The sequence below is a fragment of the Pseudomonas izuensis genome, assembly GCF_002356535.2.
GTDB lineage: Bacteria > Pseudomonadota > Gammaproteobacteria > Pseudomonadales > Pseudomonadaceae > Aquipseudomonas > Aquipseudomonas izuensis.
In genome coordinates this window covers 6075511-6100293 of sequence record NZ_AP017423.2, presented here as the reverse complement: position 1 = coordinate 6100293, position 24783 = coordinate 6075511, and the positions used below count along the sequence as shown (strand labels likewise).

The 24783-nt window shown below is 57.7% G+C and carries 33 protein-coding genes; 27 read left to right on the top strand and 6 right to left on the bottom strand.

All coding sequences use genetic code 11. The features are described 5' to 3' along the window. Positions 1–10: 10 nt before the first annotated feature. From rplP to bfr, 22 genes are all read left to right on the top strand, one after another. Positions 11–424 (top strand): 50S ribosomal protein L16, encoded by a 414-nt coding sequence (rplP, locus tag LAB08_RS27335; protein ID WP_003228729.1) that lies wholly within the window; start codon positions 11–13, stop codon positions 422–424. Continuing rightward, complete coding sequence (rpmC, locus tag LAB08_RS27330) at positions 424–615, top strand: 50S ribosomal protein L29 (RefSeq protein ID WP_002555481.1); 192 nt, start codon at positions 424–426, stop codon at positions 613–615. The genes rplP and rpmC overlap by 1 nt, the downstream gene beginning before the upstream one ends. Before the next feature lie 2 nt (positions 616–617). Then, positions 618–884, top strand: a complete 267-nt coding sequence (rpsQ, locus tag LAB08_RS27325) for a 30S ribosomal protein S17 (protein WP_096514759.1) — start codon at positions 618–620, stop codon at positions 882–884. 23 nt (positions 885–907) lie between these two features. Next, positions 908–1276: a 50S ribosomal protein L14 gene (gene rplN / locus LAB08_RS27320; RefSeq protein ID WP_002555479.1), complete on the top strand. Its 369-nt coding sequence runs from the start codon at positions 908–910 to the stop codon at positions 1274–1276. Positions 1277–1287: 11 nt separating this feature from the next. After that, complete coding sequence (rplX, locus tag LAB08_RS27315; RefSeq protein WP_003186046.1) at positions 1288–1602, top strand: 50S ribosomal protein L24; 315 nt, start codon at positions 1288–1290, stop codon at positions 1600–1602. Between the two features lie 20 nt (positions 1603–1622). After that, on the top strand, positions 1623–2162 hold the full coding sequence (rplE, locus tag LAB08_RS27310; RefSeq protein ID WP_003210069.1) for a 50S ribosomal protein L5: 540 nt from the start codon (positions 1623–1625) through the stop codon (positions 2160–2162). A gap of 13 nt (positions 2163–2175) precedes the next feature. Beyond that, a complete protein-coding gene (gene rpsN / locus LAB08_RS27305) occupies positions 2176–2481 on the top strand; it encodes a 30S ribosomal protein S14 (RefSeq protein WP_003228726.1) in 306 nt (101 codons plus the stop codon). A gap of 209 nt (positions 2482–2690) precedes the next feature. Beyond that, on the top strand, positions 2691–3083 hold the full coding sequence (gene rpsH, locus LAB08_RS27300) for a 30S ribosomal protein S8 (protein WP_003228724.1): 393 nt from the start codon (positions 2691–2693) through the stop codon (positions 3081–3083). 12 nt (positions 3084–3095) lie between these two features. Next, positions 3096–3629 (top strand): 50S ribosomal protein L6, encoded by a 534-nt coding sequence (gene rplF / locus LAB08_RS27295; protein ID WP_003176412.1) that lies wholly within the window; start codon positions 3096–3098, stop codon positions 3627–3629. Between the two features lie 10 nt (positions 3630–3639). Next, positions 3640–3990: a 50S ribosomal protein L18 gene (rplR, locus tag LAB08_RS27290; protein WP_003186037.1), complete on the top strand. Its 351-nt coding sequence runs from the start codon at positions 3640–3642 to the stop codon at positions 3988–3990. 3 nt (positions 3991–3993) lie between these two features. After that, the gene (gene rpsE / locus LAB08_RS27285; protein WP_003186035.1) at positions 3994–4494 is read left to right on the top strand and encodes a 30S ribosomal protein S5; all 501 of its coding nucleotides are present in this window, start codon (positions 3994–3996) and stop codon (positions 4492–4494) included. Between the two features lie 2 nt (positions 4495–4496). Next, on the top strand, positions 4497–4673 hold the full coding sequence (gene rpmD, locus LAB08_RS27280) for a 50S ribosomal protein L30 (RefSeq protein WP_003176408.1): 177 nt from the start codon (positions 4497–4499) through the stop codon (positions 4671–4673). Between the two features lie 3 nt (positions 4674–4676). Then, the gene (gene rplO / locus LAB08_RS27275) at positions 4677–5114 is read left to right on the top strand and encodes a 50S ribosomal protein L15 (RefSeq protein ID WP_003228720.1); all 438 of its coding nucleotides are present in this window, start codon (positions 4677–4679) and stop codon (positions 5112–5114) included. Continuing rightward, on the top strand, positions 5115–6443 hold the full coding sequence (secY, locus tag LAB08_RS27270) for a preprotein translocase subunit SecY (protein WP_003228718.1): 1329 nt from the start codon (positions 5115–5117) through the stop codon (positions 6441–6443). Positions 6444–6470: 27 nt separating this feature from the next. Then, positions 6471–6587 (top strand): 50S ribosomal protein L36, encoded by a 117-nt coding sequence (rpmJ, locus tag LAB08_RS27265; protein WP_002555468.1) that lies wholly within the window; start codon positions 6471–6473, stop codon positions 6585–6587. A gap of 130 nt (positions 6588–6717) precedes the next feature. Further along, on the top strand, positions 6718–7074 hold the full coding sequence (rpsM, locus tag LAB08_RS27260) for a 30S ribosomal protein S13 (protein ID WP_009045849.1): 357 nt from the start codon (positions 6718–6720) through the stop codon (positions 7072–7074). Between the two features lie 30 nt (positions 7075–7104). Beyond that, positions 7105–7494, top strand: a complete 390-nt coding sequence (gene rpsK / locus LAB08_RS27255; protein WP_002555466.1) for a 30S ribosomal protein S11 — start codon at positions 7105–7107, stop codon at positions 7492–7494. 18 nt (positions 7495–7512) lie between these two features. After that, entirely contained in the window at positions 7513–8133 is a 621-nt protein-coding gene (rpsD, locus tag LAB08_RS27250) for a 30S ribosomal protein S4 (RefSeq protein WP_003176404.1), read from the top strand. 22 nt (positions 8134–8155) lie between these two features. Further along, entirely contained in the window at positions 8156–9157 is a 1002-nt protein-coding gene (locus LAB08_RS27245; RefSeq protein WP_007924176.1) for a DNA-directed RNA polymerase subunit alpha, read from the top strand. A 42-nt stretch (positions 9158–9199) separates the two neighbouring features. Beyond that, positions 9200–9586: a 50S ribosomal protein L17 gene (gene rplQ, locus LAB08_RS27240; protein ID WP_007955635.1), complete on the top strand. Its 387-nt coding sequence runs from the start codon at positions 9200–9202 to the stop codon at positions 9584–9586. Between the two features lie 196 nt (positions 9587–9782). Next, positions 9783–11237 (top strand): catalase, encoded by a 1455-nt coding sequence (locus tag LAB08_RS27235; RefSeq protein ID WP_096514761.1) that lies wholly within the window; start codon positions 9783–9785, stop codon positions 11235–11237. A gap of 148 nt (positions 11238–11385) precedes the next feature. Further along, positions 11386–11850, top strand: a complete 465-nt coding sequence (gene bfr, locus LAB08_RS27230) for a bacterioferritin (RefSeq protein WP_008053867.1) — start codon at positions 11386–11388, stop codon at positions 11848–11850. 64 nt (positions 11851–11914) lie between these two features. Here bfr and uvrA read toward each other — a convergent pair whose 3' ends face one another. Continuing rightward, positions 11915–14749, bottom strand: coding sequence for an excinuclease ABC subunit UvrA (gene uvrA / locus LAB08_RS27225; protein WP_096514763.1), 2835 nt, complete (start codon positions 14747–14749; stop codon positions 11915–11917). 191 nt (positions 14750–14940) lie between these two features. Between uvrA and LAB08_RS27220 the strand changes: the two genes are divergently transcribed. Further along, a complete protein-coding gene (locus LAB08_RS27220) occupies positions 14941–16338 on the top strand; it encodes an MFS transporter (protein ID WP_096514765.1) in 1398 nt (465 codons plus the stop codon). 9 nt (positions 16339–16347) lie between these two features. Beyond that, the gene (locus tag LAB08_RS27215; RefSeq protein WP_096514767.1) at positions 16348–16860 is read left to right on the top strand and encodes a single-stranded DNA-binding protein; all 513 of its coding nucleotides are present in this window, start codon (positions 16348–16350) and stop codon (positions 16858–16860) included. Positions 16861–16957: 97 nt separating this feature from the next. Here the strand turns inward: LAB08_RS27215 and LAB08_RS27210 are convergent, their stop codons facing one another. Beyond that, on the bottom strand, positions 16958–17512 hold the full coding sequence (locus LAB08_RS27210; protein WP_096514769.1) for a cysteine hydrolase family protein: 555 nt from the start codon (positions 17510–17512) through the stop codon (positions 16958–16960). A 101-nt stretch (positions 17513–17613) separates the two neighbouring features. On the opposite strand from LAB08_RS27210, the gene LAB08_RS27205 reads away from it, so the two are divergent. The 3 genes from LAB08_RS27205 (at position 17614) to LAB08_RS27195 (ending at position 20751) form a co-directional block, all read left to right on the top strand. Continuing rightward, on the top strand, positions 17614–18606 hold the full coding sequence (locus tag LAB08_RS27205; protein WP_096514771.1) for a GlxA family transcriptional regulator: 993 nt from the start codon (positions 17614–17616) through the stop codon (positions 18604–18606). Between the two features lie 287 nt (positions 18607–18893). After that, positions 18894–20003 (top strand): DUF3182 family protein, encoded by a 1110-nt coding sequence (locus LAB08_RS27200; RefSeq protein ID WP_096514773.1) that lies wholly within the window; start codon positions 18894–18896, stop codon positions 20001–20003. Then, on the top strand, positions 19993–20751 hold the full coding sequence (locus LAB08_RS27195; protein ID WP_096514775.1) for an alpha/beta hydrolase family protein: 759 nt from the start codon (positions 19993–19995) through the stop codon (positions 20749–20751). Before LAB08_RS27200 ends, LAB08_RS27195 begins: the two co-directional genes overlap by 11 nt. A 47-nt stretch (positions 20752–20798) precedes the next feature. Here LAB08_RS27195 and LAB08_RS27190 read toward each other — a convergent pair whose 3' ends face one another. From LAB08_RS27190 to LAB08_RS27175, 4 genes are read right to left on the bottom strand one after another with little or no spacing between them, the layout of a single operon-like run. Further along, on the bottom strand, positions 20799–21785 hold the full coding sequence (locus LAB08_RS27190; protein WP_096514777.1) for a lysylphosphatidylglycerol synthase domain-containing protein: 987 nt from the start codon (positions 21783–21785) through the stop codon (positions 20799–20801). Continuing rightward, complete coding sequence (gene clsB, locus LAB08_RS27185; protein ID WP_096514779.1) at positions 21772–23064, bottom strand: cardiolipin synthase ClsB; 1293 nt, start codon at positions 23062–23064, stop codon at positions 21772–21774. The genes LAB08_RS27190 and clsB overlap by 14 nt, the downstream gene beginning before the upstream one ends. Next, complete coding sequence (locus LAB08_RS27180; protein WP_096514781.1) at positions 23061–23858, bottom strand: endonuclease/exonuclease/phosphatase family protein; 798 nt, start codon at positions 23856–23858, stop codon at positions 23061–23063. Before LAB08_RS27180 ends, clsB begins: the two co-directional genes overlap by 4 nt. Then, positions 23855–24781, bottom strand: a complete 927-nt coding sequence (locus LAB08_RS27175) for a DUF72 domain-containing protein (protein WP_096514783.1) — start codon at positions 24779–24781, stop codon at positions 23855–23857. The genes LAB08_RS27180 and LAB08_RS27175 overlap by 4 nt, the downstream gene beginning before the upstream one ends. Positions 24782–24783 lie beyond the last annotated feature (2 nt).

Sequence of the window (24783 nt, the reverse complement as noted above, 5' to 3'; positions counted from 1 at the left end):
GGTACGCCAAATGTTGCAACCAAAGCGTACGAAGTTCCGCAAGCAAATGACTGGTCACAACCGTGGCCTGGCATTGCGCGGTAGCAAAGTCAGCTTCGGCGAGTTCGCGCTGAAGTCTGTTGCTCGTGGTCGTCTCACCGCTCGTCAGATCGAGTCAGCGCGTCGTGCTCTGACCCGTCACGTAAAACGTGGCGGCAAGATCTGGATCCGTGTATTCCCGGACAAGCCGATCTCCAAAAAACCTCTCGAGGTTCGGATGGGTAAAGGTAAGGGTAACGTGGAGTACTGGGTTGCCCAGATTCAGCCAGGCAAAGTCCTGTATGAAATCGAGGGTGTTTCTGAAGAGCTGGCGCGTGAGGCTTTCGCCCTGGCTGCTGCAAAGCTGCCGCTCGCCACCTCCTTTGTTAAACGGACGGTGATGTGATGAAAGCGAATGAACTTCGTGAAAAATCCGCACAGCAGCTGAACGAGCAACTGCTCGGCCTGCTGCGCGACCAGTTCAATCTGCGTATGCAGAAAGCAACTGGCCAGTTGGGGCAGTCTCATCTGCTCTCGCAAGTTAAGCGTGACATCGCTCGCGTGAAGACTGTGCTCAACCAGCAGGCAGGTAAGTGATCATGGCTGAAGCCGAAAAAACTGTCCGTACGCTGACTGGCCGTGTTGTCAGCGACAAGATGGACAAAACCATCACCGTTCTGATCGAGCGTCGCGTTAAGCACCCGATCTACGGTAAATATGTTAAGCGTTCGACTAAGCTGCACGCGCACGACGAAACCAATCAGTGCCACATCGGCGACAAAGTCACTATTCGTGAAACTCGTCCTTTGGCCAAGACCAAGTCTTGGGCGCTGGTTGAAGTTCTCGAACGCGCTGTGGAAGTCTAAGGACTAGGGGTCGGAGAAATTATATGATTCAGACTCAATCCATGCTCGATGTGGCCGATAACAGCGGCGCTCGCCGTGTTATGTGCATCAAGGTGCTGGGTGGCTCCCATCGTCGTTACGCTGGTATCGGTGACATCATCAAAGTTACCGTCAAGGAAGCAATTCCTCGCGGTAAAGTGAAAAAAGGCCAAGTGATGACTGCTGTAGTAGTCCGCACTCGTCACGGCGTACGCCGTGCTGATGGCTCCATTATCCGCTTTGATGGCAACGCTGCTGTTCTTCTGAACAACAAGCAAGAGCCGATCGGCACCCGTATCTTTGGGCCAGTGACCCGTGAACTTCGTACTGAGAAGTTCATGAAGATCGTCTCGCTCGCCCCAGAAGTGCTGTAAGGAGATCCGACATGCAAAAGATTCGTCGTGACGACGAGATCATCGTGATCGCCGGCAAAGACAAAGGTAAGCGCGGTAAGGTGCTGAAGGTTCTTGCTGACAACCGTCTGGTTGTTGGTGGTCTGAACCTGGTCAAGCGTCATACCAAGCCTAACCCGATGTCGGGCGTACAGGGCGGTATCGTCGAGAAAGAAGCGCCACTGCACGCTTCCAACGTCGCCATCTTCAACGGCGAAACCAACAAGGCTGACCGCGTTGGTTTCAAAGTAGAAGACGGTAAGAAAATTCGTGTCTTCAAGTCGACCCAAAAAGCGGTTGATGCTTGAACACTGCTAGGTAGAAGACCATGGCACGACTAAAAGAGATTTACCGGAAGGAAATCGCACCGAAACTTAAGGAAGAACTTAAGCTTTCGAACGTGATGGAAGTTCCGCGCGTTACCAAAATCACCCTGAACATGGGTCTGGGCGAAGCGATCGGCGACAAAAAAGTCATCGAGCACGCTGTTGCTGACCTGGAAAAGATCACCGGCCAGAAAGTCGTTGTGACTTACGCTCGGAAATCCATCGCTGGCTTTAAAGTCCGTGAAGGTTGGCCGATCGGCGTCAAAGTGACCCTGCGCCGTGAGCGTATGTACGAGTTCCTGGATCGTCTGCTGTCGATCTCCCTGCCACGGGTTCGCGACTTCCGCGGCCTGAATGCCAAGTCCTTTGATGGTCGTGGCAACTACAGCATGGGCGTAAAAGAGCAGATCATTTTCCCGGAAATCGACTACGACAAGATCGATGCTCTCCGCGGTCTGGACATTACCCTGACCACCACTGCCAAGAACGATGACGAAGGCCGTGCTCTGCTGCGCGCTTTCAAATTCCCGTTCCGCAACTGATTGGAGTAGGAAAATGGCCAAGAAGAGCATGAAAAACCGTGAGCTGAAGCGTCAGCTCACCGTTGCCAAGTACGCCACCAAGCGTGCAGCGCTGAAAGCTATCATCGTCGATCTGAACGCAAGTCCAGAAGCGCGTTGGGAAGCAACCGTAGCTCTGCAGAAGCAACCACGTGATGCAAGCGCTTCGCGCATGCGTAACCGTTGCCGCCTGACTGGTCGTCCGCACGGCGTTTACCGCAAGTTCGGCCTCGGCCGTAACAAACTGCGTGAAGCGGCAATGCGTGGTGACGTTCCAGGTCTGGTTAAAGCCAGCTGGTAATTGCTGTCAAAGCCTTGGTGGTCAGGTTCGCAAGAACCTGACCACCGGTGGCCTTGAATCTGAATCAAGCCCCTTTTGGGGCTTGATTCATTTCTGGGGTGTGTCTAGAATACCCGGCTCGCCTGAGCCCGTGTTTTCTATGCTCGGAGATTCTCGGCGACACGTAGTAGCCGCAAGGCTAATTTTTCTGTATTAGGAGCGTCTAGCCCATGAGTATGCAGGACCCGTTAGCGGACATGCTAACTCGAATCCGTAATGCCCAGATGGCTGAAAAGTCCGTCGTAAGCATGCCATCTTCCACGTTGAAGGTAGCTGTTGCCAAAGTCCTGAAGGACGAAGGTTACATCGCGGGTTATCAGATCAGCAGCGAAACCAAACCACTGCTGTCTATCGAGCTGAAATACTTCGAAGGCCGTCCGGTTATCGAAGAAGTGAAGCGCGTTAGCCGTCCAGGCTTGCGTCAGTACAAGTCCGTCGAGGATCTGCCGAAAGTTCGTGGCGGCCTCGGTGTGTCTATCGTCTCCACCAACAAAGGTGTGATGACTGATCGTGCTGCGCGCGCTGCCGGTGTCGGCGGCGAAGTTCTTTGCACTGTGTTCTAAGGGGGGATAAGCATGTCTCGCGTCGCTAAGAACCCCGTTAAGCTGCCAGCCGGCGTCGAAGTAAAATTCGCAGGCCAACAGCTTTCGGTGAAGGGTGCCAAGGGCACTCTCGAACTGAACATCCATTCGTCCGTTGAGATCGTTGAAGAAGCTGGTGAGCTGCGTTTCGCTGCTCGCAATGGCGATCAACAGACTCGCGCAATGGCTGGTACCACTCGTGCGTTGGTTAACAACATGGTCCAAGGCGTAAGCCAAGGCTTCGAGCGCAAGCTCCAGCTGGTCGGTGTTGGTTACAAAGCGCAAGCAAAAGGCACAGTGCTGAACCTGGCTCTTGGCTTCTCGCATCCAGTGGATTACGAACTGCCGGAAGGCATCACCGCTGAGACTCCTAGCCAGACCGATATCCTGATCAAGGGCATCGACAAGCAGCTGGTAGGTCAAGTGGCCGCCGAGATCCGCGACTTCCGTCCACCAGAGCCGTACAAAGGCAAAGGTGTGCGCTACGCGGACGAAGTCGTCCGTCGTAAAGAAGCCAAGAAGAAGTAGGGCATAGCAAATGACCGACAAAAAAGTTACTCGACTGCGTCGCGCTCGCAAAGCACGCCTGAAAATGCACGAACTCGAAGTCGTGCGTCTCTGCGTGTTCCGCTCTTCGCAGCACATCTACGCCCAGGTCATTTCGGCCGACGGCAACAAAGTCCTGGCAAGCGCCTCGACTTTGGATAAAGAACTGCGTGATGGCGCCACTGGCAACATCGACGCGGCCACTAAGGTTGGCCAGCTGGTCGCTACGCGTGCTAAGGCCGCTGGCGTCTCGCAGGTGGCTTTCGACCGCTCTGGCTTCAAGTACCACGGCCGCGTTAAAGCGCTGGCTGATGCTGCTCGTGAAGCTGGGCTGGAGTTCTAAGTTATGTCAAATAACGACCAAAAGCGCGACGAAGGCTACATCGAGAAGCTGGTTCAAGTTAACCGCGTAGCCAAAACCGTTAAAGGCGGCCGTATCTTCACTTTCACCGCGTTGACCGTGGTTGGTGATGGTAAAGGGCGTGTTGGCTTCGGCCGTGGCAAGTCGCGTGAAGTGCCTGCTGCGATCCAGAAGGCAATGGAAGCTGCTCGCCGCAACATGATCCAGGTTGATCTGAACGGCACCACTCTGCAGTACGCAATGAAGTCCGCTCACGGCGCTTCGAAGGTGTACATGCAGCCTGCTTCTGAAGGTACCGGTATCATCGCTGGCGGCGCAATGCGTGCCGTTCTCGAAGTTGCTGGCGTTCAGAACGTTCTGGCCAAGTGCTACGGCTCGACTAACCCGGTAAACGTGGTTCACGCCACTTTCAAGGGTTTGAAAGCAATGCAGTCTCCTGAATCCATTGCCGCCAAGCGTGGCAAAAGCGTCAAGGAGATCTTCTGATCATGGCTACCGTTAAAGTTACGCTGATCAAAAGCATGACCGGCCGCATCCCTAACCACAAACTGTGCGTTAAGGGTCTGGGTCTGCGTCGCATCGGTCACACTGTAGAAGTCCAGGATACTCCCGAGAATCGCGGGATGATCAACAAGGCTTACTACATGCTGCGTGTCGAGGGTTAATCGATGAAACTCAATGATCTGAGTCCAGCGCCGGGTTCCCGTCGCGAAAAGCATCGTCCGGGCCGTGGTATCGGTAGTGGTTTGGGTAAGACTGGTGGCCGTGGTCACAAAGGTCAGACTTCCCGCTCCGGTGGCACCATTGCTCCAGGCTTTGAAGGCGGTCAACAGCCGCTGCATCGTCGCCTGCCGAAATTCGGTTTCGTGTCCCTGAAGGCCATGGATCGCGCAGAAGTGCGTCTGTCCGAGCTGGCTAAAGTGGAAGGCGACATCGTCACCGTGCAGTCCCTGAAAGATGCCAACGTGATCAACGTCAACGTACAGCGTGTGAAAATCATGCTGTCCGGCGAAGTGACTCGCGCTGTGACCATCGGAAAGGGAATCGGCGCCACCAAAGGTGCGCGTGCGGCTATCGAAGCAGCTGGCGGCAAGTTCGAGGAATAAATGGCTAAGCAAGGTGCTCTCTCTGCGCTCGGCAAAGGCGGTATGTCTGAACTCTGGGCTCGTCTGCGTTTTCTGTTCCTGGCGATTATCGTCTACCGAATAGGCGCACACATCCCGGTTCCAGGTATCAACCCGGACCGACTCGCGGACCTGTTTCGACAGAATGAGGGGACCATTCTTAGCTTGTTCAACATGTTTTCCGGCGGCGCGCTGGAGCGGATGAGCATCTTTGCACTGGGGATCATGCCGTACATTTCGGCATCGATCATCATGCAGCTGATGACCGCCGTCAGCCCGCAGCTGGAGCAGTTGAAGAAGGAAGGTGAAGCTGGCCGTCGCAAGATCAGCCAGTACACCCGCTACGGCACTGTCGTTCTCGCTCTCGTTCAGGCCATTGGCATGTCCATTGGTCTGGCGGGGCAGGGCGTTGCGTTCACTGGTGACTTTGGCTTCCATTTCGTCGCGGTATCCACTTTTGTGGCTGGTGCGATGTTCATGATGTGGCTGGGTGAGCAGATTACTGAGCGTGGTGTTGGCAACGGTATCTCGATGTTGATTTTTTCGGGTATCGTCGCCGGTCTTCCGAGAGCGATTGGGCAGTCTTTCGAGTCTGCACGTCAGGGTGATATCAACATCTTCGCCCTGGTTGCCATCGGTTTGCTGGCAGTAGCGATTATCGGTTTCGTGGTGTTCATTGAGCGTGGTCAGCGTCGTATTGCTGTTCACTACGCCAAGCGTCAGCAGGGCCGCAAGGTCTTCGCTGCGCAGACAAGCCACTTGCCGCTGAAGGTGAACATGGCCGGTGTTATTCCGGCTATTTTCGCGAGCAGCATCTTGCTGTTCCCGGCTTCGTTGGGTGCCTGGTTCGGCCAGTCTGAAGGTATGGGCTGGTTGCAGGACATCTCGCAGTCGATCGCTCCTGGTCAGCCGTTGAATATTCTGCTGTTTAGTGCAGGGATTATTTTCTTCTGCTTCTTCTATACGGCGTTGATGTTCAATCCGAAAGACGTAGCGGAAAACCTGAAGAAGTCCGGTGCCTTTATTCCGGGCATCCGTCCAGGTGAGCAGTCTGCGCGCTACATTGATGGCGTTCTGACTCGCTTGACCATGTTCGGTGCTCTTTACATGACGGCCGTCTGCCTGCTGCCCCAGTTCCTGGTGGTTGCAGCCAACGTACCGTTCTACCTTGGCGGGACCTCGTTGCTGATCGTGGTCGTGGTTGTGATGGACTTCATGTCCCAAGTACAATCGCACCTCGTTTCGCACCAGTACGAATCCCTGATGAAGAAAGCCAACCTGAAGGGTTACGGCAGCGGCATGTTGCGCTGAGTACCCATAAGGTTCGAGGAGTTGGTGATGAAAGTTCGTGCATCGGTGAAAAAGCTGTGCCGTAACTGCAAGATTATTCGCCGCGAAGGTGTTGTTCGAGTAATTTGCAGCGCGGAACCGCGTCACAAACAGCGCCAAGGCTGAGTGTGATTGTGCTTCAAGCCCGGCAGCTAGTGCGCTGCCGGGTTGATTATTTGTTATTACAGCGATATTATCTCGCGCCCTATTTCTTGGCTTCCGGGGCGTAGGTAGCTGTCAATTGGAGTCCCACTGAATGGCCCGTATTGCAGGCGTTAACATTCCAGATAACAAGCATACTGTTATCTCGCTGACCTACATCTATGGTGTTGGTCGCACTACTGCACAGAAAATTTGTGCAGAGACTGGGGTAAACCCAGCCGCAAAGATCAAGGATCTGAGCGACGAGCAAATTGAACAGCTGCGTGGCGAAGTGGCGAAGTTCACCACTGAAGGTGACCTGCGTCGCGAAATCAACATGAAAATCAAGCGCTTGATGGACCTCGGTTGCTATCGCGGTCTGCGTCATCGTCGTGGTCTGCCAGTACGCGGTCAGCGTACCAAGACCAACGCGCGTACCCGTAAAGGTCCGCGTAAGCCGATCCGCAAGTAATCGCCCCAGCGAATCGACAGGAATTTAATCATGGCAAAACCTGCTGCTCGTCCTCGTAAAAAAGTTAAAAAGACAGTGGTTGATGGCATCGCCCACATCCATGCATCTTTTAACAACACCATCGTGACCATCACCGACCGTCAAGGTAACGCTCTTTCCTGGGCTACCTCCGGTGGTTCGGGTTTCCGCGGTTCCCGCAAGTCCACCCCGTTTGCTGCTCAAGTAGCTGCTGAACGTGCTGGTCAAGCTGCGCTGGAATACGGCCTGAAAAACCTCGACGTCAACGTCAAAGGTCCAGGTCCAGGTCGTGAATCCGCAGTCCGCGCTTTGAACGGCTGTGGCTACAAGATCGCCAGCATCACCGACGTGACGCCAATCCCGCACAACGGGTGCCGTCCGCCGAAGAAGCGCCGCGTGTAATCCAGGAGATTGTAAAGAATGGCTCGTTACATTGGTCCAAAATGCAAACTCGCTCGTCGCGAAGGCACCGATCTCTTCCTGAAGAGCGGCGTGCGCGCGATCGAATCGAAGTGCAACATTGAAGCAGCACCTGGTATCCACGGCCAACGCCGCGGTCGCCAGTCCGACTACGGCACCCAACTGCGTGAAAAGCAGAAGGTCCGTCGTATCTACGGCGTTCTCGAGCGTCAATTCAGCGGCTACTACAAAGAAGCTGCTGGCAAGAAAGGCGCAACTGGCGAAAACCTGTTGCAACTGCTCGAATGCCGTCTGGACAACGTTGTATACCGTATGGGCTTTGGTTCGACTCGTGCCGAATCCCGTCAGCTGGTATCGCACAAGTCGATCAGCGTAAACGGTCAAACCGTTAACGTTCCGTCCTACCAGGTTCGTGCTGGTGACGTGGTTGCTGTTCGCGAGAAAGCAAAAAACCAACTTCGCATTGTCCAAGCTCTCGATCTGTGTGCCCAACGTGGCCGCGTAGAATGGGTAGAAGTAGACACTGAGAAGAAGTCGGGCGTTTTCAAGAACGTTCCAGCTCGCAGTGATCTGTCCGCCGACATCAACGAAAGCCTGATTGTCGAGCTCTACTCCAAGTAAGGGCTAGAAAATAGGTGCATCCATGCAGATTTCGGTAAATGAGTTCCTGACACCCCGCCACATTGATGTGCAGGTTGTCAGTCCAACCCGCGCCAAGATCACGCTCGAGCCTCTCGAGCGTGGCTTTGGCCATACCCTGGGCAACGCGCTGCGCCGCATCCTGTTGTCCTCCATGCCCGGCTGTGCAGTAGTCGAGGCCGAGATTGACGGTGTGCTCCACGAGTACAGCGCCATCGAAGGTGTACAGGAAGACGTAATTGAAATCCTGTTGAACCTTAAAGGTCTGGCTATCAAGCTGCACGGTCGAGACGAAGTTACGCTGACCTTGTCGAAGAAGGGTTCGGGGGTGGTTACCGCTGCCGATATTCAGCTGGATCATGATGTCGAGATCGTTAATCCCGATCACGTAATCGCTAACCTGGCGTCTAACGGCGCCCTGAACATGAAGCTCGTAGTAGCTCGTGGTCGTGGTTATGAACCGGCCGACTCGCGTCAGAGCGATGAAGACGAAAGCCGCAGCATTGGTCGCTTGCAGCTTGACTCTTCGTTCAGCCCGGTTCGCCGTATCGCATACGTGGTGGAAAACGCCCGTGTCGAACAGCGTACTAACCTGGACAAGCTGGTTATTGATCTGGAAACCAACGGTACTCTGGATCCTGAAGAGGCTATCCGCCGCGCTGCAACCATCCTGCAACAGCAGTTGGCTGCGTTCGTCGACCTCAAAGGTGACAGCGAACCAGTGGTAATCGAGCAGGAAGACGAGATCGATCCGATCCTGCTTCGCCCGGTTGACGATCTGGAACTGACTGTACGTTCGGCTAACTGCCTTAAGGCGGAAAACATCTACTACATCGGTGACCTGATTCAGCGTACCGAAGTAGAGCTGTTGAAGACTCCGAACCTTGGCAAGAAATCCTTGACTGAAATCAAGGACGTTCTGGCCTCCCGCGGTCTGTCCCTCGGCATGCGCCTCGACAACTGGCCGCCTGCAAGTCTTAAGAAGGACGACAAGGCGACTGCCTGATCGTCGTAATCACCGAACGTAGTGTTTGGTAAGGAATGAACCATGCGTCATCGTAAAAGTGGTCGTCACCTCAGCCGCACCAGCTCGCACCGCAAGGCCATGTTCCAAAACATGGCGGTGTCGCTGTTCGAGCACGAGCTGATCAAAACTACTCTGCCAAAAGCTAAAGAACTGCGCCGCGTTGCCGAGCCGCTGATCACTTTGGCCAAGACAGACAGCGTTGCTAACCGCCGCCTGGCTTTCGACCGTACTCGTTCGAAAGCTATCGTTGGTAAGCTCTTCAACGACCTGGGCAAGCGTTACGCTACCCGTGAGGGTGGCTACCTGCGCATCCTCAAGTGCGGTTTCCGCGCTGGCGACAACGCGCCTATGGCGTACGTCGAGTTGGTTGATCGTGCTGTCGGCGGTGAAGCTGTATCCGCTGAGTAAGACGTCAGTCTGAAACGAAGAACCGGGCCTAGTGCCCGGTTTTTTGTGCGCGCATGAAAAGTGCAGCATTTGCAGTCGCATAGGTAATATCTATCGATTGTGAGTATTTAATGAATTAGTAAGCGTCATGTTGATCGTCAATACTCCCTTCAGCCGATTAGCCGGCAGTTCGAGACTGACTAAGGAAAGAGATCGCATGAGCCAAAATAAAACGCTTACCACCGCCAGTGGCGCCCCTGTCGCCGACAATCAGAATTCCCGTTCCGCCGGCCCACGTGGCCCGCTTCTGCTCGACGACTTCCACTTGATCGAGAAGCTGGCTCATTTCAATCGTGAAAACATTCCTGAGCGTCGTGTGCACGCGAAGGGCTCGGGTGCTTACGGTTCGTTTACCGTCACTCGCGATATCACTCAGTACACCAGCGCGAGGCTGTTCGAGTCGGTTGGCAAGCAAACACCCACGTTCCTGCGTTTTTCCACTGTGGGTGGTGAGCGCGGTTCGGCTGACACTGAGCGGGATCCGCGTGGTTTCGCGTTGAAGTTCTACACCGAAGAGGGCAACTGGGACATCGTGGGTAACAACACTCCAGTGTTTTTCATTCGTGATCCGCTGAAATTCCCTGACTTTATCCACACTCAAAAGCGTCTGCCACAAAGCAACCTGAAAAGCCCGCAGGCGATGTGGGACTTCTGGTCGCACTCTCCAGAGGCATTGCACCAGGTCACGATCCTGTTCTCGGATCGCGGCATCCCTGATGGTTACCGTCACATGCACGGCTTTGGCAGCCACACCTACAGCCTCATCAACGCCAATGGCGAGCGTCACTGGGTGAAATGGCACTACAAGACCAAGCAGGGCATCAAGAACCTGGCACCGACAGAAGCGGCCCGTTTGGCCGGTACTGATCCGGATTACGCTCAGCGCGACTTGTTCGAGGCCATCGAGCGCGGTGATTTTCCGAAATGGAGCGTGTGCATCCAGATCATGACCGAGGCTCAGGCCGCCGCGCATTATGAGAATCCGTTCGACGTCACCAAGACCTGGTCACAGAAAGAGTTTCCGTTGATCGAAGTCGGTGAGTTGGAGCTCAATCGTAACCCGCTCAACTACTTCGCTGAAGTCGAGCAAGCAGCCTTCGGTCCAAGCAACATGGTGCCGGGTGTGGGCCTGTCGCCGGACCGAATGCTGCAAGGTCGGGTATTCGCCTACGCTGATGCGCATCGCTACCGTGTAGGTACCAATCACCAGCAACTGCCGGTGAACGCCCCGCGTATCCCGGTTAACAGCTACCAGCGCGATGGTTCGATGGCGTTTGGCAGCAATGGTGGCGCGGCGCCGAATTATGAGCCGAACAGCTACGTCGATTCGCCGAAGCAGGCGCCTCGTTACGCCGAGCCTGGTTTGGCTTTGAGCGGCGCGGCCGATCGTTACGATCATCGCGAAGATACTGACTATTACAGCCACGCCGGTGCGCTGTTCCGTCTGATGAGTGACGAGCAGAAGGCGTTATTGGTTGGCAACATCGCCGGAGCGATGGCAGGTGTATCGAGTGACGTCGTCGACCGTCAATTGCAACATTTCTTCAGGGCCGATCCGGCGTACGGAGAAGCAATCGCAAAGCTGCTCAACGTACAGCTTAACGAAGTCTAAATGAGAAGCAGAACCGCCCTTGTTTGGGCGGTTTTTGCGTTATTTAAGCTGTTTTTCTCAGAATATCTTCGCTTTTATTGCGGCTTTCTCGTGACGATACGGGGATGTTGGTTCAAACTACAACTTTCAAGCAGGGAGATGTAGGGCGATGCAAGGCCACCCAGATGTGATCGATTACCTCAACACGTTGCTGACCGGCGAACTGGCTGCGCGTGATCAATATTTCGTCCACTCGCGGATGTATGAGGACTGGGGATTCACCAAGCTCTACGAACGAATCAATCATGAAATGGAAGAAGAAGCAGGGCACGCTGATGCTCTGATGCGCCGAATTCTGATGCTCGAAGGCACGCCACGCATGCGTCCGGACGATCTCGATGTCGGCACCACGGTGACAGAGATGCTTGAAGCGGATTTGCGCCTGGAATACAAGGTGCGTGCTGCGCTGTGCAAAGGCATCAAGCTCTGTGAGCAGCACAAGGACTATGTCAGCCGCGAAATGCTGCGGGTTCAATTGCATGACACCGAGGAAGATCACACCTACTGGCTCGAGAAACAGTTGGGTCTGATCAAGTTGATCGGGCTTGAGAATTATCTGCAGTCCCACACCTGATCCAGCGGATACAAAAAAGCCCCTGTCACTGATGAAGTGACAGGGGCTTTTTCATGGCGCCCGGTTAAGCCCGATCACGCTCCAGCAGCGGTTTGAGGTAGAAGCCGGTGTGAGATTGCTTCATCTCTGCGACTTCTTCCGGTGTGCCGACCGCGATGATCTGACCGCCCTTGGAGCCGCCTTCCGGCCCCAGGTCCACCAGCCAGTCGGCGGTCTTGATCACGTCCAGGTTGTGCTCGATCACCACCACCGTATTGCCGTGGTCACGCAGTCGATGCAGTACGTCGAGCAATTGCTGGATATCCGCGAAGTGAAGGCCGGTTGTCGGTTCGTCGAGGATATATAGCGTCTTGCCGGTATCACGCTTGGACAGCTCGCGGGACAGCTTGACTCGTTGAGCCTCACCACCCGACAGCGTCGTCGCAGATTGTCCCAGCTTGATGTAGGACAGGCCCACGTCCATCAGTGTCTGAAGCTTGCGCGCCAGGGCCGGTACCGCATCGAAGAATTCCCGGGCTTCCTCGATGGTCATCTCGAGAGTCTCGTGGATGCTTTTGCCTTTGTACTTGATCTCCAGCGTTTCGCGGTTGTAGCGCTTGCTCTTGCAGACGTCGCACGGCACATAGATGTCCGGCAGGAAGTGCATTTCCACCTTGATCAGGCCATCACCCTGGCAGGCTTCGCAACGTCCGCCCTTCACGTTGAAAGAGAAGCGCCCCGGACCGTAACCCCGGGAGCGGGACTCCGGCACGCCCGCGAACAGCTCGCGAATCGGTGTGAACAAACCGGTGTAGGTCGCCGGGTTGGAGCGAGGCGTACGACCGATAGGGCTCTGGTCGATGTCGACGACTTTATCCAGGTGCTCCAGACCCTTGATGCTGTCATGGGCGGCCGCTTCAAGTGTCGTTGCGCCATTCAGCGCGGTGGCACTCAGGGGGAAGAGCGTGTTGTTGATCAGCGTCGACTTGCCCGAACCGGACACCCCGGTTACGCAGGTCAGCAAGCCGATCGGAATATCCAGGTCTACATTGCGCAAATTGTTGCCGCGGGCGCCCTTGAGCGACAGCGACAGCTTCTTGTTGCGCGGGGTGCGTTTGGCCGGAACAGCAATTTTCACCCGGCCTGACAGGTACTTGCCGGTCAAGGAGTCCGGATGCGACATCACCTCAGCAGGCGTACCTTCGGCAACGATATGGCCGCCATGGACGCCGGCGCCCGGCCCGATATCCACAACATAATCCGCCAGGCGAATCGCATCTTCATCGTGCTCGACCACGATCACCGTGTTGCCGATGTCGCGCAGGTGCTTGAGTGTGCCGAGCAACCGGTCGTTATCGCGCTGATGCAGGCCGATCGATGGTTCGTCGAGAATGTACAGCACGCCGACCAGGCCCGCGCCGATCTGGCTGGCCAGGCGTATGCGCTGAGCCTCACCACCGGACAATGTGTCCGCACTACGATCCAGCGACAGATAATCGAGACCGACGTTGACCAGAAACTGCAGGCGTTCGCGGATCTCCTTGAGGATCTTGTCGGCAATCTCGCCACGACGCCCGGTCATCTTCAGCTCGCCAAAATAGTCGCAGGCGTCGCCGATTGGCAGGTTGGTCACCGCCGGCAAGGTTTTCTCGCCGACCCAAACATGCCGTGCTTCCCGTCGCAGGCGGGTGCCGCGGCAGTCCGGGCAGGACTGGGTGCTGAGGAACTTGGCCAGCTCTTCGCGCACCGAAGCCGACTCGGTTTCGCGGTAGCGACGTTCCAGGTTCGGTACGATGCCTTCGAATGGATGTGAGCGTTTGACGATGTCGCCGCGGTCGTTCAGGTATTTGAAGTCGACGTTTTGCGAGCCGCTGCCATGCAGGATGTTCTTCTGCTGATCGCTCGGCAGCTCGTTGAACGGCACTTCCAGGCTGAACTTGTAGTGGGACGCCAATGAACCGAGCATCTGGAAGTAATAGACGTTGCGCCGGTCCCAGCCGCGAATTGCACCTTCAGCGAGGGTCAGCTCGCCATTGACCAGTCGCTTGATGTCGAAAAATTGCTTTACCCCCAAACCGTCGCAGGTCGGGCAGGCACCGGCCGGGTTGTTGAAGGAAAACAGTTTGGGCTCGAGTTCGCTGATGGCGTGACCGCAGATCGGGCAGGCGAAGCGCGCGGAGAAGATCATTTCTTCGCCCGGCTCATCGTCCATCGGTGCCACCAGCGCGATGCCGTCCGCCAGCTTCAGCGCGGTCTCGAAGGATTCGGCCAGGCGCTGTTGCAGATCGGCGCGGACCTTGAAGCGGTCAACCACGACATCAATGGAATGCTTTTTCTGTTTGTCGAGCTTGGGCGCTTCGTCCAGCTCATAAAGCTTGCCGTTGATCCTGGCACGGACGAAGCCCTGGGCTCGAAGCTCTTCAAAGACCGAGAGGTGTTCACCTTTGCGTTCGCGAATCACCGGAGCCAGCAGCATGAGCTTGCTGCCTTCCGGCTCGGCGAGGACAAGATCGACCATCTGGCTGACGGTCTGCGCTTCCAGCGGAATGTCGTGATCCGGGCAGCGCGGAATGCCTACGCGCGCATACAACAAACGCAGGTAGTCGTAGATTTCGGTGATGGTCCCGACAGTCGAGCGCGGGTTGTGCGAGGTCGATTTCTGTTCGATGGAGATCGCTGGCGACAGGCCTTCGATGGTGTCGACGTCAGGCTTTTCCATCATCGACAGGAACTGCCGGGCATAGGCCGATAGCGATTCGACGTAGCGGCGCTGGCCTTCGGCGTACAGGGTGTCGAAGGCCAGGGACGACTTGCCGGAGCCGGACAGGCCGGTGATGACAATCAGTTTGTCCCTGGGCAGGGTCAGGTCGATGTTCTTCAGGTTGTGGGTTCGAGCCCCACGAATCAGGATCTTGTCCAAAGTGGCCTCGCTTGGCGGGCGTCGAAAACGTAGGAGTATACGGCCAAATACTGGATGGATGCACACTATCGAATGATGTCATGGCTGACTTACATGAAAGGTCTGTCATCTACACGCGGCAAAGCGTCGCGATATACCCCGCCAATCGATGGGACTGGTAGAATCGCCGCCGGTTCACATGAGGTTTTTCCATGCACGATCCCCACAGCGAACGCATGAGTGGCAGCGAGACCCGCGCGGCGAGCGGTCTGGCCCTGGTGTTCGCCTTCCGTATGCTTGGCATGTTCATGGTGTTGCCGGTCCTGGCGACCTACGGCATGGACCTGGCTGGAGCGACCCCCGCCCTCATCGGGCTGGCGATTGGCGCTTATGGCCTGACCCAGGCAATTTTCCAGATTCCCTTTGGTTTCATCTCCGACCGCATCGGCCGCCGCCCGGTGATTTACCTGGGGCTGATTGTCTTTGCCCTCGGCAGCGTATTGGCGGCCAACGCCGATTCGATCTGGGGTGTGATCGCCGGACGCGTCCTGCAAGGCGCCGGGGCGATTTCCGCCGCGGTCATGGCGTTGCTATCGGACCTGACCCGTGAGCAGCATCGAACCAAGGCCATGGCCATGATCGGCATGACAATCGGTCTGTCGTTCGCGGTCGCGATGGTTGTCGGACCCTTGCTGACTCGCGCTTTCGGCTTGTCCGGACTGTTCCTCGCCACGGGCGGCATGGCGCTGTTCGGCATCGTGATCGTGATGTTCATGGTGCCGCGCTCCACCCACCCGTTGCAGCACCGTGAGTCGGGTGTCGCGCGCCAGGCCTTGATACCGACGCTCAAACACCCGGACCTGCTGCGTCTGGACCTGGGCATTTTTGTGTTGCACGCGATGTTGATGTCGAGCTTCGTTGCCTTGCCGCTGGCGCTGGTGGAAAAAGCCGGATTGCCCAAGGAGCAGCATTGGTGGGTGTACCTGACGGCATTGCTGATTTCTTTCTTCGCCATGATCCCGTTCATTATCTACGGCGAGAAGCGACGCAAAATGAAACGAGTTTTGCTCGGTGCCGTCGTGACGCTGATGCTCACTGAGCTATTCTTCTGGCAGTTCGGCGATAGTTTGCGGGCTCTGGTGGTCGGGACGGTGGTGTTTTTCACCGCGTTCAATCTGCTGGAAGCTTCGCTGCCGTCGTTGATCAGCAAGGTTTCACCCGCCGGCGGCAAGGGCACGGCGATGGGGGTTTATTCCACCAGCCAATTCCTCGGATCGGCACTGGGCGGAATCCTCGGTGGCTGGTTGTTCCAGCATGGCGGTTTGTCGGTTGTGTTCCTTGGATGCGCGGGTCTGGCTGCCCTCTGGCTGGCCTTTGCTGTTACCATGCGAGAACCTCCCTACGTGACAAGCCTGCGCTTGCCATTGTCGCCCGAGGCGATCCGCGAAGCGGGTCTGGTCGAGCGCCTGAAGGCCGTCGTAGGGGTAACAGATGCAGTGATAGTCGCTGATGAGGCGGCCATTTACATCAAATTGGACACCGAACTATTGGATCGCACCACCCTTGAAAGCCTGGTGAACAACCCGGCCGGGGAAGCGTGCGTAGCCTAGGAGAACGTAATGGCCCGTGGGGTTAACAAAGTCATATTGGTCGGCACTTGCGGCCAGGATCCTGAAGTTCGCTACTTGCCGAACGGCAACGCCGTGACCAACCTGAGTCTGGCGACCAGCGAACAATGGACTGACAAGCAAACCGGTCAGAAAGTCGAAAAGACTGAATGGCACCGTGTGTCGATGTTCGGCAAAGTTGCGGAAATCGCCGGCGAATACCTGCGTAAAGGCTCGCAAGTCTACATCGAAGGCAAGCTGCAGACCCGCGAGTGGGAAAAAGACGGTATCAAGCGTTACACCACCGAAATCGTGGTCGACATGCAAGGCACCATGCAACTGCTGGGCGGCCGTCCACAGCAGGGCGACCAACAAGGCGGGGGCAACTACCAGCAGTCCGCGCCACGCCAGCAGGCTCCACGTCCACAGCAGTCGGCACCGCAGCAGTCGCGCCCGGCTCCACAGCAGGCCGCTCCACAGCCAGCTCCGGACTTCGACAGCTTTGATGACGATATCCCGTTCTGAAGCCATAGAGCTTCAACGTGAAAATAGAACCCGCGCTCAAGAGCGCGGGTTTTTTTTGCCTCGGATTTGGCCGGCAATCCGGAGGTCAGTCTTGTACTCAGCGGTTGGCCGCGAGGAACTCATCGGTGGACACCACGTTGGCGTAGGCAAAGCCCAAGGCCGACATGAAAGCGGCATGCACCTGGGCCGCCGGAACGGTCAGGCCGTTGAACTCCAGGTCACGGGAGGCGCACGCGTCGTGGATCACGGTGACGCTGTAACCGAGGTCATTGGCGGCACGCGTGATGCCATCGATGCACATGTGGCTCATGCTGCCGACGACCACCAGTTCCTTGATGCCTTGCTGGTCGAGGATCGATTGCAGTTCGGTTTCGCGGAACGAGTTGACGTAGTGTTTGAGCACCACAGGCTCATTGCCCAGGTTGAGGACTTTGGGGTGCAGCTTGGCGCCTTCGGAGCCGGGGGTGAAGAAAGGCGCGGCGTCGGAGGTGAACTCGTGGCGGATGTGTACCACCGAATCGCCGGCCTCGCGGAAGGCCGCTAGCAGACGGACGGCGTTGTCCGCGGCGGCATCGGCGCCGACCAGCGGCCACTTGCCTTGGGGGAAGTAGTCGTTTTGGATATCGACTACGATGAGTGCTTGCTTGGCCATGAGTGTTTCCTCGAGTGTGGTTTGGGTGTGGAATGGAGTATTGGCTCAAGCAGGCCGTCCGGGGATTGGCCGCACCGACAATAGCAGGGGGAAAACTGACAATGGATGCACAAAGGGCAATCGCCGAAGTGGGCGTGTTGATCTATCCCGGCGCGCAGATGGCGGCGGTGCATGGGTTGACCGACCTGTTCGGGGTGGCCAATCGGATCGCCGCCGAACATCAGGCTGCGCGCTTGCCGCTGTTGCGGGTCAGCCATTGGCGGGTCGAAGGCGATCGGCCACCCACTCGGGTCTACGACAGCCATCCCGCAGCGGACGGTGCACTGGTGGCGGTATTGATTCCACCGTCGATTGCCGGGTTCTGCGAAGGCCAGGCATCGCAGGCGCTGATTCGCTGGCTCAGGCAGCAACACGCCAATGGCGCGACCCTCGGTGGTGTTTGCGTGGGTTCGATTCTGTTGGCCGAAAGTGGCCTGCTCGACGGCCGCAGCGCCACCACCCACTGGACCTCCGCCAAGGCTTTCGCCGAGCGATACCCGGCGATCAAACTCAAGGCCGATACGCCCATCGTCGATGACGGCGACCTGATTACCACCGCGGGGCTGATGGCCTGGTCCGAACTGGGTCTGCGTCTGGTGGATCGCCTGTTGGGGCCGAGCATTGCCACAGGCACCGCGCGTTTCCTGGTGGTGGAGCACAGCGACAGTGCCAGTGAATGCGGCAGCAACTTCGCACCGATCCTCAGCCATGGCGATGCTTCGATTCTCAAGGTGCAGCACTGGCTGCAAAGCACCGGAGCCACCGATGTGTCGCTGACGGCGATGGCCGAGCGGGCAGGGCTGGAGGAACGCACGTTCCTGCGCCGCTTCCGCGCGGCGACCGGGCTAAAGCCTACTGAGTACTGCCAGCACCTGCGGGTCGGCAAGGCCAGGGAAATGCTCGAATTCACCAACGGCACCATCGATCATATTGCCTGGACAGTGGGCTATCAGGACCCGGGGGCGTTTCGCTCCACGTTCAAGAAAATCACCGGGCTGGCGCCGAGCGATTATCGGGCGCGGTTTGGGGTGTTGCCGGGTGTCGCCGCACGCTAGGCACAACACCGCAGTTCCCCTTGTAGGAGCGAGCCTGCTCGCGAAAGCAGTCTGACATCCCACATCGATGGTGAGTGAAAGGGCCTATTCGCGAGCAGGCTCGCTCCCACAAGAGATCGTGCAAAATGCCGGACTTTGAAAGGCTCTCGTGCAGAATCAAACAGGCCTCCTGCCACTACTGTTCGTGCAACCACATGATTTGAAAAGCGTTTCCCGGCAGCCCCGCTTGGCCTGATCTCTGCACCTCCTACACCTACATTCATCTACTGCCGATTGAAAGGGGACGCATGACCCCAACAAACCGCAAGAAACTGGTGGTCGCCCACTCGGTGCACCCCGACGCGCCATTGCATGAAATTGAAACCAATCGCGCGCTGGCCAAGTGGCTGGCACAAATCCTCGGGCTCAAGTTCGGTGGCAGTTACGACCCTGGGCAGCATCGCGGACGAGACATTTACCTGCTGCCCACCCAAACGCTGGTGGGGGCCGCAGCCGCCCGGCAGTTGGGGGTCAAAGGTCCTGAGGATTTGTGGGGTGGCTATGTCGAACATGCCTTCATCTGCACCAAAGCCATCAGCCACGGTTTGCTGAATCATCATGCCCATGCGCCACCAGGTTGGGTGCCGCTGTTTTGCGAACGGGTGCGCAACGTCGTGCTCGATGGCCTCAGTGTTTTTTCCCTCGACGATGCACGGCCAGCGGCGGAGCATTTGCTCTACAGCGGCCCAATCCGCCTCAAGCCGATTCACGCCTGCGCCGGGCGCGGTCAGGAAGTGATCAAAAGCCTCGACCAGTTCGACGAAATCCTCGCTCGGCCCGAGGCCAAGACCCTGTTCAACGAAGGTGTGGTGCTCGAGCAGGACCTGGATCAGGTGATCACCCACAGCGTCGGTCAGAGTTTCATCGGTGACAGGGTGCTGAGTTATTGCGGTGAGCAATTTTTGACCAAGGACCCTCAAGGCGAAGAGGTGTATGGCGGCTCCAACCTGCTGGTGGTGCAGGGTGGCTATCAGGATCTGTTGGCGTTGGACTTGCCTGAAGACGTGCGATTGGCGATCAGGCAAGCGCAGGTATTCGACGACGCGGCGAATGAAGCCTACCCCGGCTTCTATGCGTCGCGGCGCAACTACGACATCGCCCAGGGGGTGGCCAGTGATGGCAAACCCCGCAGCGGCGTGCTCGAGCAATCCTGGCGCATGGGCGGGGCCAGCAGCGCCGAAGTCGCTGCCTTGCAGAGCTTCGTCAACGACCCGCAAATGCGCGCGATTCGCGTGTCTTCGGTGGAAACCTACACCGATCGGCCGCTTCCGGCGGACGCCATCGAGGTGTATCGCGGTCCGGCGCAAAACAGTGATTTCCTACTCAAGTACGTAACGGTCAAATCCTATGACGGCTAGAAGCGAAAGCATTCAAATCGACATCGACGACGAGCAGATGAGCGGGACCTTTCTCAGCCCCAAATCGAAAGTCCCCGGCGTGTTGTTCGTGCACGGTTGGGGCGGCAGTCAGGAGCGCGATCTGGAGCGGGCCAAGGGCATCGCCGGCTTGGGTTGTGTGTGCCTGACCTTCGACCTGCGGGGCCACACCGGCGGCACCGGCATTCCGCTGACCCGGGTAACCCGTGAAGATAACCTGCGCGACCTGTTGGCGGCCTACGACCGCTTGCTCGCGCACCCGGCGCTGGATACCTCGGCCATTGCCGTGGTCGGCACCAGCTATGGCGGTTACCTGGCCTCGATCCTCACGTCGTTGCGTCCGGTGCGCTGGCTGGCGCTACGGGTGCCGGCACTGTATCGCGACGAGCAATGGCACACACCCAAGCGTGACCTGGACAAGCTCGATTTGCGCGATTACCGCGGTACGCTGGTGCGTGCCGATAGCAATCGGGCGCTGCATGCCTGTTCGCAATTTACCGGGGATGTGCTGTTGGTCCAGTCCGAAACCGATGACTATGTGCCCCACGCGACGATCATGAGTTATCGCGCAGCGTGTCAGCAGACCCATTCGATGACGCACCGCATTATCGACGGTGCCGACCATGCGCTGAGCGATCCGGTTTCGCAGCAGGCCTACACCTCGATCCTGGTGGACTGGATCACGGAAATGGTGGTGGGTGAGCGGTTGAGCATTATTCAATCCAAATGATTGTGTGGTGTTCTTGCCCGCGATGGCGTCATCACCGTCACCACAAATCACTTGGGTTTTTTCGAGATCCGCAGCGACTTGGCCTTGGCCTCCACCAGCAAATACATCACCAGCGTGATCAACAACGGCAGCAGAAAATAGATCGCCCGATAAGCCAGCAGTCCCGCCACCAGACTGCCCCGCGATACCTCGTGTTGCAGCAAAGCCACGAACACCGCTTCCAGCACACCGAGCCCGGCCGGTATGTGGGTGATGACCCCGGCAATAGCACTGATCAGCAACACGCCAAGCACCAATGGGTAGTCGAGTTTGCTCGGCAGCAGGGTGAAGATCACCGCCGCCATCAGCGACCAGTTCAACGCCCCGAGGGCCAGTTGCACAATGGCCATGCGCAAGGACGGCAAGTCGATTTCAATGCCGCGTATCGCCCACTCGCGCCGTTTGGAAAACCGGCACGCCGCGAGATATCCCGCGCTCACCAGCAGCAACAAAACGCCCACACCTTGCAGCGCGTCGCTGCTCAGTTTCCATCCCGGGGGCATGCGTACCAGCCCGCTGCTGAACACTGCCCCGGCAATCACCATGTAGCCGAACCAGTTGGTGGCCAGGCTCAGGCCGAGGATTTTTGCGATGTTGCCTTTGCTCACACCGAGCCGCGAATACAGCCGATAACGCATGGCAATACCGCCGACCCAGGCACTCAGGTTGAGGTTGAAGGCGTAGCTGATGATCCCCACCGGCAGGATCTGTTTCCACGTCAGATCCTGGCGAATGTAGGTGCGGCCGATCAGGTCGAAACTGGCGTAGACCAGAAAACTCACCAGGGTCAATCCAGAGGCGATGATCAGCGTGCGCACCTTGAAGTCAGCCAGGGTGTCGAACACTTCGCCCCATTCGATGCGCGAGGCGAACAGGCTCAACAGCACGATCAGCGCCAGGAAAAACAGCATCGTCAGCGGTCTTTTCCAGCGGCTCAGGCGAGATTTTGCCGGGTGGTCGGCGTGGGGCGCCGCGTGTGCTTCAGTGCGGCTCATGCTGATCGCTCCCGGTCGGTGAAGTGAACGCTTTCAGGCGTGGTTTATGCGCCGGCAACCAGCCGGCCCATGCCGGGAAATGCCGCAGGAAGTGGAACACCAGAAAACCCACGGTCATGTGCCAGACGCGGCCGCGTGGGGCGTTGTCCACCGACATGGCCTTGCAGTGATGGTCACTGAGTTCTTCGAGGCGCTCGAACAGGTCAAGGTTGAATGCGCGATCGCGGATCAACACATTGGCTTCCAGGTTCATCGACAGGCTCAACGGGTCGAGGTTGCTGGAACCGACGGTGCTCCAGTCTTCGTCCACCAGCGCGACCTTGCCGTGCAGGGGGCGGTCGCAATATTCGTAGATCTTCACCCCGGATTTGAGCAAATAATCGTAGGTCATGCGCGCAGCGAGTTTGGCCACCAGCATGTCGGGTTGACCTTGCAGAATCAGCCGCACATCAACACCGCGGCGGGCGGCGTTGCGGATCTCGCGCAGCAATCGGTAGCCGGGGAAAAAGTAAGCGTTGGCGATGACCACGCGCCGCTGCGCAGTGCGTAACACCAGGCGGTAAACCTCTTCGATGTCGGTCAAGTGCTCGGCGTTGTCGCGGTACACCAGCCGCACCTGACCGTCATGCTCATCGAAGGCCAGTTCCGAGCGACGTTGTCGACGCCGTTGCCACCAGTACTTGGCCCGCGCGGGACGACCGCATTGCAACAGGGCAAAGTGATGAATGTCGGCCACCGCCGGGCCTTGTATTTCGACCGAATAATCCTGTTTGGCCTCGGGACCGAAATCGGCCAGATGATCGGCGGAGAAGTTGATCCCGCCAATGAAGGCGACGGTTCCGTCTACGACCACTATCTTGCGGTGCAGGCGGCGGAACCAGTTGGTGCGGATGCCCAGATGCTTGGGTGCCGGATCGAACATTTGCAGATGCACGCCGGCTCCACTGAGCGCGGTGAGAAAACCGGTACTCAGTTCGCCGCAGCCAAATCCGTCGAAGCTGGCGGTGACACGTACCCCGCGTTGCGCGGCGCCGATGAGTACGGTCTTGAGCTCTTCGCCGACCTTGTCCTCGAACACGATGAAGGTTTCCAGAAGGATCTCGGTCTTGGCCTGGCGCATGGCCTCGAACACCCGGGGAAAATAGGCCTCGCCGTTTTCCAGCAGCTCGACGCGGTTGTTGCCTTGCCAACGGTACTCGACGTCGACCGCTGCGGGTTCGCTGGTCGGCGGCGCGGCAATCGGGTCCACGGTGGTTTTTTCCATCGGCGAGAGGCTCATAACTCGATCTCTACCGACAGCGGTGCATGGTCCGAAAGGTGTGACCAGGGCCGGGACGTCAGCACTTGTGGTTGGCTGGCCTGGAGGTTGCGCACGTAGATGCGGTCAAGACGCAGCGCGGGTAATCGAGCGGGAAAACTGCGCGCGGGCTTGCCATGGTGCTCGGCGAACACTTCGCGCAAACCGCAAGGGTTGAGCAGGGCATCGGCACGCTGACGCCAGTCATTGAAATCCCCGGCGACGATCACCGGCGCATCGTTTGGCAGTTCTTCCAGCCGGCGGGCCAGCAACCTGAGTTGTTCGTTGCGATGGCTTTCGCGCAGGCCCAGGTGGACGCATATCGCGTGCACCTCCGGGCCTTCGCCGGGCAGGCGCAAGATGCAATGCAGGAGGCCGCGATTCTCATGGCCACTGATGGACACGTCGAGGTTGTCGTGCCGCACGATCTGGAATTTCGACAGCAGCGCGTTGCCGTGATCGCCCGCCGGATAGACCGCGTTGCGCCCGTAGGCGAACTGCGGCCACAGGGTGTCGGCGAGGAATTCGTATTGCGGCATCGCCGGCCAATTGTTGTAGCGCTTGGGATGCTGTTCATGGGTGCCGTGGACTTCCTGCAAAAACACCACATCGGCAGAGACACTGCGCACCGCTTCGCGCAGTTCCGGCAGGATGAAACGCCGATTCAGCGCGGTGAAACCCTTGTGGGTGTTGACCGTCAGCACCGTGAAACGATGCACCATGGTATCGATGGAGGCCTGCTCGTCGGTGACGCCGACCGGTTCGCGAATGCTCATGGCAGCGCTCCTTCGGCAACGGGTTCACCCGGGGCGGTGAGCAGCTCCTGGTCGAGGTCGAATCGCTCCAGCAGGCGACGCGCATCGAAAGGCGCGCGGACTTTGATGTCGTTATCGAAATAGCAGAACACTTCGCGGGATTTGCAGACCCTGGGTTTCTGCCGGGGCGCGATCAACTGTGGATCTTTCGGTTGCCGCCCGTGATGCCAGGCCTCGATCCGCTCACCCCAGCGCTGCAGTGCCTGCGTTGTGTAGCCGCTGGCGTAGAGTTCTTCGGCGCCGTGCAGGCGCAGGTAGACGAAGTCGCTGGTGATGTCTTCGCGGTACGGCCATTTGCCGGCGGTGTCGGCGATCACCAGTGCCGTGTTGTAGCGTTTGAGCAGGCGGACAAAAGCCGGGTCGATGAAGCTGTCGTTACGGATTTCCACGGCATGGCGCACAGGTTTTTTCTTGTACGCCTTCAGGCTGGCGTGGCCGTGGAGGTGCGAGTCGTGCTGACGGGCGAGGGCGGCCACCTGTTCGGTGTCACGGGGTAATTGTTCGAGAAAGGTCTCGAACAGTTCGGCATCGAATTTGAAGTTGGGCGGGAACTGCCAGAGGATCGGCCCGAGCTTTTCCTTGAGCTCCAGAACGCCGGAGGCAAAAAAATTCGCCAGGGATTTGTGGATGTCACGCAAACGCTTGATGTGGGTAATGAAACGTGGGGCCTTGACGCTGAACACGAAGTGCATCGGCGTTTCGATGTACCACTGGGCATAGCGCTCGGGCTTTTGCAGGGCGTAAAACGATCCATTGATTTCGATGCTGTTGACCGCCCGTGACGCGAATTGCAACTCGCGTTTCTGGGGCAACCCCTTGGGGTAGAAATCCCCTCGCCAGGGCGTGTAGCGCCAACCTGAAATGCCGATATGAATCGCCGCCATGT